Source organism: Neobacillus sp. GCM10023253, from assembly GCF_042653105.1.
Taxonomy (GTDB): Bacteria; Bacillota; Bacilli; order Bacillales; family Cytobacillaceae; genus Neobacillus; species Neobacillus citreus.
The window spans coordinates 423,408-437,792 of record NZ_JBHSHV010000006.1; the positions used below are offsets into that span (position 1 = coordinate 423,408).

General features: G+C 42.2%; 12 protein-coding genes. 6 read left to right on the top strand and 6 right to left on the bottom strand.

The features are described 5' to 3' along the window. Nucleotides 1-44 precede the first annotated feature (44 nt). On the bottom strand, nt 45-2,369 hold the full coding sequence (locus tag ACFPA1_RS09340) for a xanthine dehydrogenase family protein molybdopterin-binding subunit (RefSeq protein ID WP_378582264.1): 2,325 nt from the start codon (nt 2,367-2,369) through the stop codon (nt 45-47). A 345-nt stretch (nt 2,370-2,714) separates the two neighbouring features. Here ACFPA1_RS09340 and ACFPA1_RS09345 point away from each other — a divergent pair, with 345 nt between their 5' ends. Continuing rightward, the gene (locus ACFPA1_RS09345) at nt 2,715-2,966 is read left to right on the top strand and encodes a hypothetical protein (RefSeq protein WP_378582265.1); all 252 of its coding nucleotides are present in this window, start codon (nt 2,715-2,717) and stop codon (nt 2,964-2,966) included. Between the two features lie 50 nt (nt 2,967-3,016). On the opposite strand, the gene ACFPA1_RS09350 is transcribed toward ACFPA1_RS09345, so the two are convergent. Continuing rightward, entirely contained in the window at nt 3,017-3,979 is a 963-nt protein-coding gene (locus ACFPA1_RS09350) for a polysaccharide deacetylase family protein (protein WP_378582267.1), read from the bottom strand. 158 nt (nt 3,980-4,137) lie between these two features. Between ACFPA1_RS09350 and ACFPA1_RS09355 the strand changes: the two genes are divergently transcribed. Beyond that, nucleotides 4,138-4,914, top strand: a complete 777-nt coding sequence (locus ACFPA1_RS09355) for a DUF2935 domain-containing protein (protein ID WP_378582269.1) — start codon at nt 4,138-4,140, stop codon at nt 4,912-4,914. A 462-nt stretch (nt 4,915-5,376) separates the two neighbouring features. Here ACFPA1_RS09355 and ACFPA1_RS09360 read toward each other — a convergent pair whose 3' ends face one another. After that, on the bottom strand, nt 5,377-6,585 hold the full coding sequence (locus tag ACFPA1_RS09360; protein WP_378582271.1) for an IS4 family transposase: 1,209 nt from the start codon (nt 6,583-6,585) through the stop codon (nt 5,377-5,379). Between the two features lie 359 nt (nt 6,586-6,944). Between ACFPA1_RS09360 and ACFPA1_RS09365 the strand changes: the two genes are divergently transcribed. After that, nucleotides 6,945-7,541, top strand: coding sequence for a DNA-3-methyladenine glycosylase (locus tag ACFPA1_RS09365; RefSeq protein ID WP_378582273.1), 597 nt, complete (start codon nt 6,945-6,947; stop codon nt 7,539-7,541). Between the two features lie 125 nt (nt 7,542-7,666). Here ACFPA1_RS09365 and ACFPA1_RS09370 read toward each other — a convergent pair whose 3' ends face one another. Genes ACFPA1_RS09370 through ACFPA1_RS09380 form a run of 3 tightly spaced genes read right to left on the bottom strand, consistent with a single transcriptional unit; the run spans nt 7,667 to nt 11,348 of the window. Then, complete coding sequence (locus tag ACFPA1_RS09370) at nt 7,667-8,785, bottom strand: mandelate racemase/muconate lactonizing enzyme family protein (RefSeq protein WP_378582275.1); 1,119 nt, start codon at nt 8,783-8,785, stop codon at nt 7,667-7,669. Nucleotides 8,786-8,829: 44 nt separating this feature from the next. Beyond that, nucleotides 8,830-9,690: an SDR family oxidoreductase gene (locus ACFPA1_RS09375; RefSeq protein WP_378582277.1), complete on the bottom strand. Its 861-nt coding sequence runs from the start codon at nt 9,688-9,690 to the stop codon at nt 8,830-8,832. A gap of 14 nt (nt 9,691-9,704) precedes the next feature. Then, on the bottom strand, nt 9,705-11,348 hold the full coding sequence (locus tag ACFPA1_RS09380) for a thiamine pyrophosphate-binding protein (RefSeq protein ID WP_378582279.1): 1,644 nt from the start codon (nt 11,346-11,348) through the stop codon (nt 9,705-9,707). 155 nt (nt 11,349-11,503) lie between these two features. Here ACFPA1_RS09380 and ACFPA1_RS09385 point away from each other — a divergent pair, with 155 nt between their 5' ends. The 3 genes from ACFPA1_RS09385 to ACFPA1_RS09395 are packed head-to-tail and all read left to right on the top strand — an operon-like array spanning nt 11,504 to nt 14,114. Beyond that, nucleotides 11,504-11,875, top strand: coding sequence for a hypothetical protein (locus ACFPA1_RS09385; RefSeq protein WP_378582281.1), 372 nt, complete (start codon nt 11,504-11,506; stop codon nt 11,873-11,875). Between the two features lie 6 nt (nt 11,876-11,881). Further along, entirely contained in the window at nt 11,882-12,487 is a 606-nt protein-coding gene (locus ACFPA1_RS09390; RefSeq protein WP_378582283.1) for a gluconate 2-dehydrogenase subunit 3 family protein, read from the top strand. Continuing rightward, nucleotides 12,480-14,114 (top strand): GMC family oxidoreductase, encoded by a 1,635-nt coding sequence (locus tag ACFPA1_RS09395; RefSeq protein WP_378582285.1) that lies wholly within the window; start codon nt 12,480-12,482, stop codon nt 14,112-14,114. Before ACFPA1_RS09390 ends, ACFPA1_RS09395 begins: the two co-directional genes overlap by 8 nt. Nucleotides 14,115-14,385: the final 271 nt, after the last annotated feature.

The window sequence follows — 14,385 nt, forward strand, 5'->3', positions numbered from 1 at the left end:
TACCTGGCACTTTTCTATTTTAACTCAATCAAAATCAAACAAAATCATGGCCGGGTCCTTTCCTTTGCCTTCCAGATTAATTCTGGAATAAGAGGTAAATGATGGAGGGATACACCGGCGGCTAGCGAAAGGGCATTTCCCAGTGCCCCAGGCATACCAAGTACCCCATGCTCACCAACCCCCCGTGCACCATATGGTCCATCCAGCTGCGGGGTTTCAACAAAACCCACTAGGTATTCTGGGTTTTCACCGTAATGCAATGGGCGGTATGTTCGAAGCTGAGGGTTCAAAACCCTTCCAAGTTCATCAAAATAAAAAGTTTCCCTTCCTGCGAAAGCCAGCCCCATGCTCATTGCACCCATAACTTGGCCCAGAGCCGCTTTTTCGTTCATTACTTTCCCTATATCGACCACACACGCTGCTTTTATCAATCGGTAGGTTAAGTCCCTTTTATCAAATTCTACCTCTACTCCATATGCTGCAACCGTCCACTCAGGACCTGGCTTCCCTTCACCTGTCTCAGGGTCAATTCGGGTTAAATGGCGTAAGATATAATTTCCCTTACCGATAATTTGGCCACCAACAGCGTTACCATTTGGATAGGAATAGCCATAACAAATATCTGTGAAATCTAACCCAATCAAAGGGTCATCCCGTAAAAAAACTCGGCTGTTTGCTACTTCAAGATCTTGTATTGGCGCTCTTAGGACACATGCCGCAATTTCCTTGAGCTGCCGGATGACGTCATCCGCAGCTTCCAAAACGGCCCTTCCTCCCATAAATGTTCCTCTGCTTGCGACAGTTTTCCAATGCTCGGGCGTGGTTTGGGTATCAACTTCCATCCGAACATGGATTTTGTTTACATCCATTTTCAGCCGTTCTGCAATAATTTGCGCAAGAACCGTTTTGGTACCCGTGCCAATTTCAACCACTCCCGCCATTAAATTAATACTTCCATCGCGGTTAAAAGTTAAAATAGCCCCTGAGGGCGCATTTGGGTCAATGGTGGATGACTTCCAACTGCAGCTGACCCCTTTTACCCGAACAAAACGCTCGTCAATCTCTTTGATAGGCCCTTCATCCCAGTTGAAAATGTCTCGTAATTTCTCAATACATTTCTGTAAGTTTCCCACATTGCTATTATTTAACCGAACCCTTGTCGGGGTCGTGCTTCCTGGCATAATTGCATTGACATATCGAAGTTCAAGCGGGTCCATCCCTAATTTTTCTGCTAATAAGTCCATCGTTCTTTCAATTGCAAAAGAAAGTTCAGGGTGGCTAAACCCCCTAAACGGAGCGGGATAGGGATGGTTTGTATACATACAATATGAATCACACCAAACATTTTCAATATGATAGGGCCCAGTACAATCCACCACCCCCGATCTTGAAATATCTACGCCCTTATCGGAGTATGCACCGCTATCCCACCAGTATCCGATTTCCATAACCGTTATCTTTCCGTTACGTTTTGCCCCAAATTTTACTTTAGCATCCAGTCCGATATGGCCAGGGGAAGTAATCATATCCTGTTCCCGTTCATTAAAAACCTTAACCGGTCTGCCGCCCACAGCCTTTGATGCTAAATAAGCGAATATTTCAAGTTGTGTTGAAGCCTTTCCTCCAAAGGCTCCACCAACTAATGGGGTATGAACAACAACTTTCCCTTCATCCTCCCCAAAGTAATCAGCTATAAGCCTTTTAACCATAAATGGGGCCTGTGAGGAGGTCATGATGTTAATAATACCATCGGGTAAAATTTCCGCGATTGAACATCTTGTTTCCATTGCTGCATGGTATGATGGGGCAAACGAATAATCTCCTTCAACCGTTATTTCGCTATCAGCCCATCCTTTATCCATTTTTCCTTTACGGATTTTATAATGGGTCGCAATATTTGTACCCGGGACCGGATAAGAAACATCATCTTTCTTGTATTCACCCAAATGCTCATGTATAAGCGGGGCATTCTTTTGAAAAGCCTGTGTTGGCGAAGAAAGAACCGGCAGGGGCTCATATTTGACATGAATTTGATCCGCGGCTTTTTTTGCTTGTGCAGGTGTTTCGGCAACGACAAGTGCTACGGGCTCGCCGTGATAGCGCACCCTTTCAAACGCAATTGGAGGCCGGTCACGCACCGATTCGCCAATTAAGGGGAGGTGCGGTCCCCCTTTGACAATTGCCTGGACCCCCGGCATTTTTTCTGCCGCCGATGTGTCAATTGAAACAATCTTTGCGTGTCCATATGGGCTAACTACCAGTTTACATGAAAGCATATCGGCAAACCTAAAGTCGTGGGTATATCGTGCCTTTCCGGTTACTTTTTCCCATGCCTCTTTACGAATGATGCTTTTACCGATAACCTCCAAGACTTTCCCCCCATTCTTTGTTGAATCGTTTCCCAGAGATATCGAAGGAATACTCCTAATTTAAATTTGAAAACTTCCTTTGGTTCGGTATTCCATTGTTTTAAAACATTCATTATAAACATATGTTGACTAAAAAAACTTCATACCATTTTCCTGAGTTGCAAAAAATGATCACATGTTAAATTTGATCATAGCCTCCATTGGCGGTAACTTGTGCCAATTCATTAAACAGGGATGTTTCAAAATGTTTTCCCGTAAAATAATGTTGTGTTCAATAAGACTTTTCGGTTTATAAAAAGTTTAAGTAAGATATGGGGATACTTTAATAACAGTTGGTGAGGTTCAGTGAATTTGTTGGACTATAAATTTACGTGGAGATATGGAATAAAGGCGAAATTTGACAGATTTCCGGGATCAACCGTTATTTTTAGGCCTATCAAAGGCTACTACTATGTTTATACGGTTGATTGGTCTGTTATGGATCCAGTCGTAACAAAGGCTGATTTAGAAAAAATGGGGCTATTAATAAACATCGAACTAGGATTAGAAAAGGGCTATTTAAACCGGAAATCCAATACTGATAGGACACCAGAATGAGGTAGTTTTGGGGACAAAAAAGCGAATTTCCGACCCGCCCTTTTAGGGCTTTACCTAGTTTGATTAATACGTTTTTCACTCAACAGATCGCTAACGGTGCCAAGTTGAATTCCTTTTGCTTTGATACCCGTTATCATATCGCCAAGCCCCTCTACGACAGGCTTTGTGGGATGCATAAGCACCATAAAGCCATTATCTGCATTTTTAACTATGCGATTAACCATTTCTCCCGTTGCGGGCTTTCTCCAATCAACCGTATCGATTGTCCATAAAATAGTTTTCATATTAAGCTCGTCAGCGACTTGGATTGTTACCTTATTAAAACTCCCGCTTGGCGGCGCAAACCATTTCGGTTTTACTCCAATGGTTTCTTCAATGACTGTATTGGTCTTACTTATTTCCTGAATGGTTTCACTTTTCGAGCGTCTTTGCAGATCTGGGTGGCTATACGCATGGTTGCCGATTTCATGGCCTTCCTTATAAATCATCCTTGCCAGATCCGGGTTCTTTTTAACCCAGCTGCCATCATAAAAGAACGTTGCTTTAACTTTGGAGTCGTTTAATACTTCAAGGATAGTTGGTATGTATTCATTACCCCAAGCGACATTGATCAATAAAGCCACCATTGGTTTTTGTGGATTCCCCCTATAAATAGGTTCAGCCGCTAAATCTTCCAAGTGGACACGTGGTGATACCTCCTTAAAAACAATTTTATTTTTATCGAATTTACCGCTCTTCTTCATTTTTTTATAACTTGCCTTAATATCTGCATCCAATCCGTTATGACCGGGAATCGCCTTCCAAATCCTATCAATGGTTGCATCAATCGGCGCAATTCTATGCTCGTTGCTAAATGCTTCTATTTTTTTATAAAGATCATCATTTTTCTTTTGCTTTGCTTGGATGTCGGTTTTTAAAGTGACTGCGGTAACATTAAGTGGTTCGACCAAACTACCCAGTGCAATTATAAAAACATATAGGAATACCGTTGGAATGAATAGCCCCTTTTTCATTGTAAATCAATCCCCCAGGACTGGCTTAATACCTTTAATTTGTCCACCGCCCTTGCATTTATGTATTTATCCAATAGGTTACGTTGATATGCTTCGGCATGAAATAAATTAAAAAATCTTGAATATACATTAGGGGACTACGGAAATGGGGTGAAGGGATGGGTTATACGGATAACTATAATAGGGACATCTATGGAATACTTGATTTCTGGGTTCGTAACAGTTATGACCATAGCCGATTTTTAGACAGGGAAATAAGCCATCATGAGCTTGAATTAGCGCGTACGAACAACCATGCTACTCAACGGATGGGGGCTGTCCTTCAAAAGATTCAATCCAAATCAGGAGATCTTGGCTCCATTATAAATGAGGCGCAACATGCTGTACATGAGTATCATGGTATTGTTACCTATACCATGGATAAAGCTTTACACTGTGAGGTCATTGTTTCAACTCCTGTCTCCCTGCTTGATCATATGGCAAGGGAGGCCGAGGAATCCCAACGAATTTTTAATTTGTTACTAAGTGGTGGTGGTAACTATACACCAGCAGATGCGTCCATACACGAAAGCACCTTTTGGTTAAGGCAAATGGCGGACCATTTGGTCTATATCCAACATTATTTGGATGCATCTAATTACCAACTTCGCCAACAGGTAATTGAAATGACGCATAAATTTGAACGACTTTTATTACAGGCGCAGGCATTAAAGACAATGATACGCAAACCGCGTAATGAGATGCTGCCGGTTTTACAGCAATTTAATAAAATGATAATTAAAGAAGCGAAGGATCTGGAAGCATTTAAATTGGAACTGGATGATTTAATCAAAAAATGCGCCGCAGTTACAACCTCACCGCCTGATTTATTGGAACATATCGCCAGGGAGGCCCATCATCTTTGGAGAAACTTGGAGGATGGGATTATAACCTAAATAAACCCCAATAATTAGCCAATTTAATTATAATCTTCATTTTACCCCCATCCTGAAATCAGGACGGGGGTCCTTTTAATATTAAAATAATCCTGTTTACCCAGTTAAAACGTATGGGTCAATTCTACCTCCGACTCCTTCTATCTTTCAATTATATTTCCATTTGTAGGCATGAGAATTTAATTCATAGACAGAGAATTTCCGCCTAATGATATAGTGGTAGCATAAGAAGCAGATATAAGCACTAGCCTTGCAAACATGTGTTAAAAAATGGAAGTTGGTGACATTTTACTCCCAGAACCCTTCTCGGTAAACGGCTTTGAGATTCCCGACCTCACGTTAAGGTTCTGACTAAATGGTTTTTAAGATTATTACTGTGACTATTGGATTTAATAAGGAGAAAAAAGGAATACCTTAATAAAAACCCATTAACAATACAAACACGTTACCAATTATTAAAAACTAGTTGTTGATAATAATCTTCTTGGCTTTCATAATTCTAGGGTGTTTACGTGGGCGTCCTGGTTTGCCCTTTTTTCTCCGTCCCTTGGATTTTCGACTGGGTTCACGGAATAGTTCTTCTAAGAATTCATTCCAGTTTTTCTCCCAGTAAATACGTAACAGCTCCACGATTTCTCTGTTACATTTGGTCGTCTTAGTTAGTATTTTCACCAGTTCTACCAAACCGTAGGCAATCATGGCGATGCAAATCTGATTCCAAACGGCTTTGGGCTTATAACAATAGAGCTTTACCGTATTTAAATTTTGTTTGATCCATTTGAAAAATAGCTCGATTAGCCACCTGCGCTTATAGATATCTGCAATTTCTTGAGCTGAAAGATCCCAGCGATTCGTGACGACACGATAAGGTCGTTTTTGGTCGTCACGATACTCTACAAGCCTTAAGGAAAAAAGCTCCTTAGTTTCATGGTCCGTTACTTCAACGTCGGCATCTAGCTTAATAAAGGAACTTTCCTCTGTGGAACGGGTCACTAAGACACGAAGTTTTGAATTGGCCTTTACACGAGCGACAAACTTGAAACCTTCGGTTTTCCAAAGATGGAAGTGATGATAGTGGATGTAGCCTCTATCAAATACGTGGGTTGTGTCCTTGTCTGTAACGAGTTGCAGGACCACTTCTTTGTCATCAACAGCGCCAGTTGAGTAAATCACCTTTTTGGGGAAGGTAATTTTGTCGTTAATACAGGCCAATTTTGTATGAATCTTAATGGTGTTACTGTCTTTTGTGCAATAAGCCCATTCGCCAGCTTTTGAAGGAAGTGCAATCTGGCTGGAATCCACAATTGATAATGGACCCAATGGTGAGGTATTAGGATTTTTTTTAGTGTAATGCTTGTCAACCTTATGGAAAATGTCCGCTGAAAGACTCTGTAAAAGGTCATAGGGAAGGCGCTCGATTTTCCGATTGACAGTAGAGCCGTGAACGGAATCTAAACCGGTTAACTCTTGGATAGCAGGGCTGGATCGCAAATTTTTATCAATGTATGAAAGTGATTTATGTTTCCGAATCTCAGCTTCTACAAGCAGCATAATGGCTGGGCCGGTAAGGAGCTTTTTTGAACCATGGTCAACATAGGGATGTCGAAAATTTTTCAAATTTAGAAGCTCAAGGCACTTTTCAACAACACTTTCTTTTGGTACGTTATCCATATGGATTCTCCTTTTTGTAGAAGTCATAGGGTAACGTGTTTATCTTGTGGGTTCAGCTTCTACATTAGGAGGATCCTTTTATTTTGTCTACTGAAAATGAAAAAATTACCAAAAATTGTAACTTATTTGCAAGGCTAGTGAGATATAAGCGAAGATATTCCGATTAACTACCCTAAATGAGTTAAAATCCAAAGATTTGGATAGTATAAACGGAAAAACTTCCTTTATTTTTGAGGAAATATAGGTATTTTCTAATTTAAACGGAATTTTACCGTTTATGTATCCGGGTATTTTGTTTATACGAATGCAAATTTGAAACTAATCACCATCTACAAATCATAGGTAAAGGGGTAAGCTTAATGGAGCCACTTGAAAAAGGATTTTATTATCAACCAACGCTTGAACTTGCAAAGGCATTACTTGGCTGTTTTCTTATTAAGGAGACACCCTTTGGGACAGCATCTGGTATTATTGTCGAAACAGAGGCATATATGGGGCCCGATGATCGTGCGGCACATAGTTTTGAAGGACGTCGTACCAAACGAACAGAAGTTATGTTTGGTGAACCAGGTTTCGCCTATACGTATTCCATGCATACGCATTGTCTTCTTAATGTAGTAAGCGGTAAAATTGGTCAACCACATGCCGTTCTTGTTAGGGCATTAGAACCTTTTTCCGGTAAAGAATTAATGGCCGAAAGAAGGCCAAAAGCAAAAAATGAAATAGAATGGACAAATGGTCCGGGTAAACTTGCAAAAGCGCTGGGTATTACGATGTCCGACTATGGCCATCCACTTGATGAACCCCCGCTTTGGATATCGAAGGGAATGAATATAGACCCAAGGGATATAGCAATTGGCCCGAGGATTGGAATACAGAATACGGGGGAAGCAGTACACTATCCATGGCGCTTTTGGATTTCCGGAAACAAATTTGTTTCCCCGAAAACCCAATAAAATATTATACTTTAGTCAAGTTTTAAGGCCTGTAAACGGGAGGTGGGGCATTGGTCCGGCAAACCAAAACTCCCCCCATATCAAATTTAAAAAACGATGTTTAACATAATATCAATTATCTTAAATTAGCTGTACATTGAGCCATCCCAACAGTACCTTTCAATAATCCCTTGATCTAATTCAACACCAATCCCTTCACCAGTAGGAATGGCTGCTGTTCCGCGGCCCGGTTCAATTGGTATAATTGAATTAAATGGATTTTCCATCACATCCCATTCAACAGGTTCAATATTTTCCAAAGGCATTTTACTCCAAGCTGGTAAACAAGCTTGAGCAAATATGGCGTATAATCTTGATAAAGCCCCGTCAAATGTATGCGGTGATGCTCTGACCCCAAAATAACGGGAAAGTTGCAACGTATGCCTGAACCCATCTACCCCATCTTCATGTGCAATATCCGGTTGAATAATATCAATTGCCCCCTCACGCAAGAAGGCTAAGAATTCCTTGGCATTTTTCAAGTTTTCTCCCCCGGCAATTGGGGCGGGAAAACTTGACCGAAGTAATTTATAATCCGAGACGAGATTTATCGGTAGTGGCTCCTCAAACCAAAGGAAGTTATTCCACTCTGAAATCGGTTGTCCCCATTGCTTGGCTGTTGAAAAATCATAACTTTGGTTGGCATCTAAAATTAATTGGTGATTTTCCGACATCACATTGCGGACACCAAGGATATGCATAAGATCCTCCTTAAATGTCTTTCCCCCTATCTTTACTTTTATCATGGTAAAACCGTAATCTAAAGCCTGTTCTACAAGGTGAATGGAATGTTTAGCCCACCCTACTTTATCCGTGTAGGATTGGAACGACGCGTAAACGGGTACTTCTTCCCTCCATCTACCTCCCCATAAATCGCATACAGAAAGTCCGGAATGTTTCGCGGCAATTTCCGTAAGCGCCATACTGACACCGGCCGCTGCACGTTGATGCCATTTTTTGATGTGATTAACCAGTTGCAGGCGGTTTAATGCGTTTTTACCGATTAAATGGGGAATAATTCTATTTTCAAATCCTAATTTCAAAGTCGGCAGCCAGTCAACACACTCCCCCCAGCCAGTAATCCCAGATTGGGTTGTAATCCGAAATAAGAAACAGGTTCGGTATTGTTTATAACCGTTCGCATCACCATAGGGCTGTGTAAGCGGATAGAACAAAGGGAAGGTTTCGATACTTGCAATCTTCATTAGCCTGGCACCCCTTTACGCTTTTTGTACCGCCCCATATTTTCCTATCCGTTAATAACGATTCCCCCGTTTACATGCAGGAATTGCCCAGACATATAGGAAGAGTCCTCCGACGCTAAAAACACATAGGCCGGTGCAATTTCCTGAGGTTGTCCCGCGCGTTTCATCGGGGTTTTTGCCCCCCAGTTTGCCACCTGGTCAGCGGGAAACGAAGCAGGGATTAATGGTGTCCAAATATTTCCTGGACATACACCATTCACGCGAATCCCTTTGGTCTGAAGCGATTTGGAAAGTGACCGTGTAAAAGCCACAATGGCTCCCTTCGTTGCCGAATAGTCAATTAATTGTTCGTTCCCTTCGTAGGCTGTAAGTGATGCGGCATTAATGATTGTACTTCCCTGCTTCATATGGGGCAAAGCAGCTTTCGTTAAATAAAAGATTGAATAAAAGTTTGTACGGAATGTCTTTTCCATTTGTGCTGTTGTGATATATTCCAGCCCCGATTGCACATGTTGCTCCGCCGCATTGTTGACCAGAATATCCAATTTGCCGAATTCAGCAACTGTCTTTTCTACCACTTGTTTGCAAAAGTTTTCGGTTCCAATATCACCGGCAAGCGCAAGGCAGCGGCGCCCCTTCTGCTCTACCACCTGTTTTGTTTCCTTAGCGTCTTCATGCTCATTAAGATAGACAATGACGACATCGGCCCCTTCTTTGGCAAAGGCAACTGCAATCGCACGTCCTTGTCCACTGTCGCCTCCCGTTATGATGGCAACTTTGTCTTTAAGCTTCTCACTGCCTTTGTAATTTGGGTTATCATAGGCTGGTCTAGGATTCATTATTGATTCAATGCCTGGCTGCTGGTTTTGATGTTGGGGTGGAAAAGGTGTCGGTATAGTTTCCATGTGTTTTTCTCCTTTTAAGAAATTTGATAATTTGGGTAAGAAACCTGGGCGGTTGGAACATCCAATATAACAGGATTCTCACTCATTTGGGCGGTTATTAACAGCTGCTCCAATTCATCCCCTGATTGAATCCTAAAGGCCTCCCAACCACATGCTTTTGCAAGCATGACGAAATCAGGATTGGTTAATTCAACCCCCTCCGGAGTAAGTCCTTTTTTCACCATTTTGTTGTATTCCATTTGCAGCATGCCATTATTCAGGATAATGACGGTTATTTTAAGCCGGTATCGTACTGCGGTTAGCAAATCGGCCAATACCATCGCAAGCCCGCCATCCCCTGTAACGCAAATCACATGTTTATTTGGCATACATAACTTTGCGGCTAAAGCTGACGGCAGGCCAAATCCCATTGTTCGCCAATTACTAGAAAGAAGGACATGCTCACATTGGGCACGGAAATTTCTCATAAACCAGAGCGTAAAATCCCCTTCATCCAATGCAATGACCGTATCGGGAGTGGTACATCTTTCGATAGCCCTAATAACACGGGAAGACTGGAGTGGAAAACTCGATTTATTTCCTTCCTCCTCGTTTTGAGCGGCCCAGGTTTGTTTACATTGGTTAATTTGGCCAACCCATTCTTGATTCCGATCATGGGGTTCAAATCTACTAATTAGCTGTAAAATGATATCTGACATGTTTCCAACAATTCCGCAATCCACTGGCATTCCGTTTCCAAGATTGGTCTGCCTATTTTGAACCTGAATAACACGGGCTCTTACAGGAGTATGCCCCTCCGGCCACCACGATGTACCAATGGCCAAAACTACATCAGCCTGCTTGAATAAATGGGTTAAAAAAGGATTACCTCCTTCTCCCAATCCGCCCAATCCATATGGACAGGAATCAGGAAGAATCCCAACTGCACCATAGGCCGTGGCAATACCCCCTCCCCAGCGTTCGGCCAATTGCTGGATTTCCACCGATAGTGGCCCAACCTTATTTCCTATTAAAATCATGGGGTTCTTTGCCGAATACATGATCTGTAGCCCTTTTTCAAGTTGTTCAGTGCAAAATTCCCCATCGGTTATAGATGTCGGTTTGTTTGTCGGAACTAACGTTTTTACTGTAAAGACATCTGCTGGTATGGAAAGATGAGATACTGTATCCATTGTAATGGATGTATAGATTGCCTTTGTCAAGGAACCAATAACCGCATCAGGGTGAACAACTAATTGACTGTCACCCGTAACCGCCTGAACCAATTCTTGCTGGTTTATATACTGTTTATAGGAAGTACCGATTTTCTTTAATGGGGCTTGACCTGAGATAGCCAAAACAGGAAATCCATCTAAAAAGGCATCACCAAGTCCATTTATTAAATTGGCTAGCCCAGGACCCATCTGTGCAGCGCAAACTCCGAGTCCTCCCGTACATTTTGCCTCAGCGGAAGCCATCATTGCAGCAACAGACTCATGCTTAACCGCAATAAATTGAATTTCCCCATTCTTAGCAATCGCATCCATGAGCCCAAAGATGGCATCACCGATAACTCCATAAATTCGTTTGACCCCGAATAATTCAAGTTGTTCAAGAATAGCCTCTGCTACAGTGCGGGAAATAGGCCGCAGTAGTATTGAGCCTTCGGTTGTAGACAATCGCCAAGCCCCCTTCCATTACATTCAGTTATTTTTATAGTTTTAAAAATATAATCTCTTATTATTCCTGAATAGCGATTACAAATTTTAGGGAATAATGGAATTGTATCTATCAAAAATGGAAGGTGATTGTTTTGGGGTGGACCGGGTGGTCATTGGATCGTGTTTTCATTTTCGCGATGGGTTTATTATTTCTAGTAATCTTTGTACAAGTTACCTTATTTCATTACCGGCAAAACTTTCGTCATTGGTCGATGTGGATTCCCGTACTTGGTACGCCAATCTTTGGTCTTTGTTTAGTTATATTCACATTTTATAATGCTGGCTGGCTCCGAAGCCTTTTAACCGTGTTGCTAGCCATTGGGATAATCGCAGGCTTATTTGGGTCTTTTATGCATATCCGCGGGGTCGGACAGCGCGTGGATGGCTATAAATTACGAAATTTCATGATTGGACCGCCGTTGACGCTTCCGGCTATGGTAAGTGCCGTTAGCCTTCTGGGGCTAATCGCATTGCATTGGGGGTGATTTTGAATGTCAAAGGATCAATTTCATTATCCAAATTTCAATGTTATGGACGAAGAAAAACAGTGGGATTCCCACACCCGACAAATCGTGGGTAAACGAACGGAAACGGATTCATTTTTTCCACTCCAATATTTTACCGAGAAGGAATCAAGTACATTATTCCAGCTTTGCGCTATTTTTCTAGATGACCTGCGTGATCCGATTATATCCTTTATCGTCCATCACTTTGATTCGACATTGGCCGCTAATATTGGGGAGTCTCAGCGAAAGGCTGGCGTCCCGCAGCAATCCGTCCTGATACGCGATGGGCTTGCCTTGCTTGACCAAGTCTGTACCCACATTTATGGCAGTTCTTTTGATAGCTTAAAAGATGAAACAAAAAAGGAAGTAGTAAGCAATTTGATGCAAGGAAACTTTACCTTAGAATATGGGCAGATTAGTATTCCCGTTAAAGATTTTATCCAAAAGATTTCAAGCGAGGCAACGGCTGCTTATTATTCCCATCCAATAATTTGGTCGGAAATCGGTTATGCCGGTCCTGCTTACCCAAGAGGATATGTTCGTACAGAATTGGGCCTTACTGACCCATGGGAGGCGAAAAAAGATGGCTAATATTCAAGACTCTGTTAAGCACAACGTCAACCATTACCATGGACATCGTTATGATCACCTTGACAAGCGAAAATATAAAGATGATGCAGATGTATGTATAGTCGGAGCAGGCGCTGCCGGTGGTGTTCTGGCTTATGAGTTAAGCAAAGCGGGGCTAAAAGTCGTTGTCATTGAGGCGGGACCATTTTGGAACCCGCAAACTGACTTCGCCAGTGATGAATTATCCATGACTCACCTTGGCTGGCAGGATACACGAATTGTCAGCGGCGCAAATCCCCTGCAAATGGGTCATAATAACTCTGGAAGAGGGGTTGGCGGGGGAACTACGCATTTTACCGGCGTATTTTTACGTTTTCATGAAAGTGATTTTCGTACAAAAACGGAAGACGGCGTTGGGGAGGATTGGCCCATCACCTATCAGGACCTTGAACCCTATTACGATAAAATCGAAAAAGAAATTGCCGTATCTGGACCGAAACATTTTCCATGGGGTTCATTTCATGGTCCTTATCCTTATCCGGAACGCGAGCCAATCAGTGCAAACGCGGAAATGTTCCGGATTGGATGCGAAAAATTAGGTATACAGAGTGTAGTAGCACCACTTGCTATTAATTCCGCACCCTTTGATGGCCGGCCGCCTTGTATTAACAGGGGGTTTTGTAACCAAGGATGCATGCCAAATGCAAAGTTTAGTACACTGGTTCATCATATTCCCAAGGCTATTCAGCACGGGGCCGAAGTAATTTCCGACAGCATGGTTACCCAAGTATTAGCTAATAAAGAAGGGCTCGTAACCGGCGTAAGGTTTGTTCATGATGGACAAACATATGAACAAAAGGCACGTATTGTCATCCTGTCTAATTTTGTAGTTGAAACGCCAAGGCTATTACTGAATTCTGCCAGCACACAGTTCCCCGACGGACTGGCTAACTCCAGCGGGTGGGTAGGTAAAGCAATTACGGTCCATAGCAGCAACGATGTCTATGGTAAATTCCCGGAGGAAATCCGACTTTATAAGGGGACTCCTGTTTTGGCAACAACGCAGGATTTTTATGAAACGGATAAGAATCGTGGGTTTGCTCGGGGTTATACTTTACACGCACACGGTTCCCGACCAGTTGAAATGGCAAAGGGCATTTCCAAATCAGGAAAGCTTTGGGGAGAGGCGTTGCGAAAAACGATGCTAGATTATAATTTTTACGGCAGAGTAACGCTAGTTGGCGAAGTTCTGCCCAATCCAATGAATTGTGTCACACTTTCGGAGGAAAAGGACGAATACGGAATGCCGCTAGCAAATGTTTCTTTTTCCTATGGGACGAATGATCAACTATTAATAGACCATGCCGTAGTAAAAATGAAGGAGATTATTCAGGCAGCTGGAGGCACCCCGGAATTTGTTACGAATGATACAGCCCATTTGATGGGCGGATGCCGTATGGGAGATAACCCAGTTGAATCGGTAACGAACAGCTTTGGGCAAGCACACGATATCCCTAACTTATTTATTTGTAGTGCTAGTCTTTTCGTGACGTCAGGGGGGGGTAATCCAACCAATACGGTGATGGCGCTTGCCTCTCGTACCGCCGATTATATCATTGAACAAATGAAATATCGGGGAATTTCATAGTATAAAAATGGTATAGTCATAAAGGTAAGGGTTCTTATAATTTTACTAACCCCGAATTTGGATTTGCACTTAAGATGCATTAAACAGTCATGTATTGATTTAATTAGATCAATACATGACTCTTGTTCACTCTGGATAAGGAAGAAAAAAGGGTGATGAAACTTCAATTCGTAGCTCAAGCGTAATAGGACCCATGTAATGACTCGACCACTAATGTCGTGAGTACATCCTTCATCCATACTGTAAGCCTTACCGAATGGTTATATTCCAT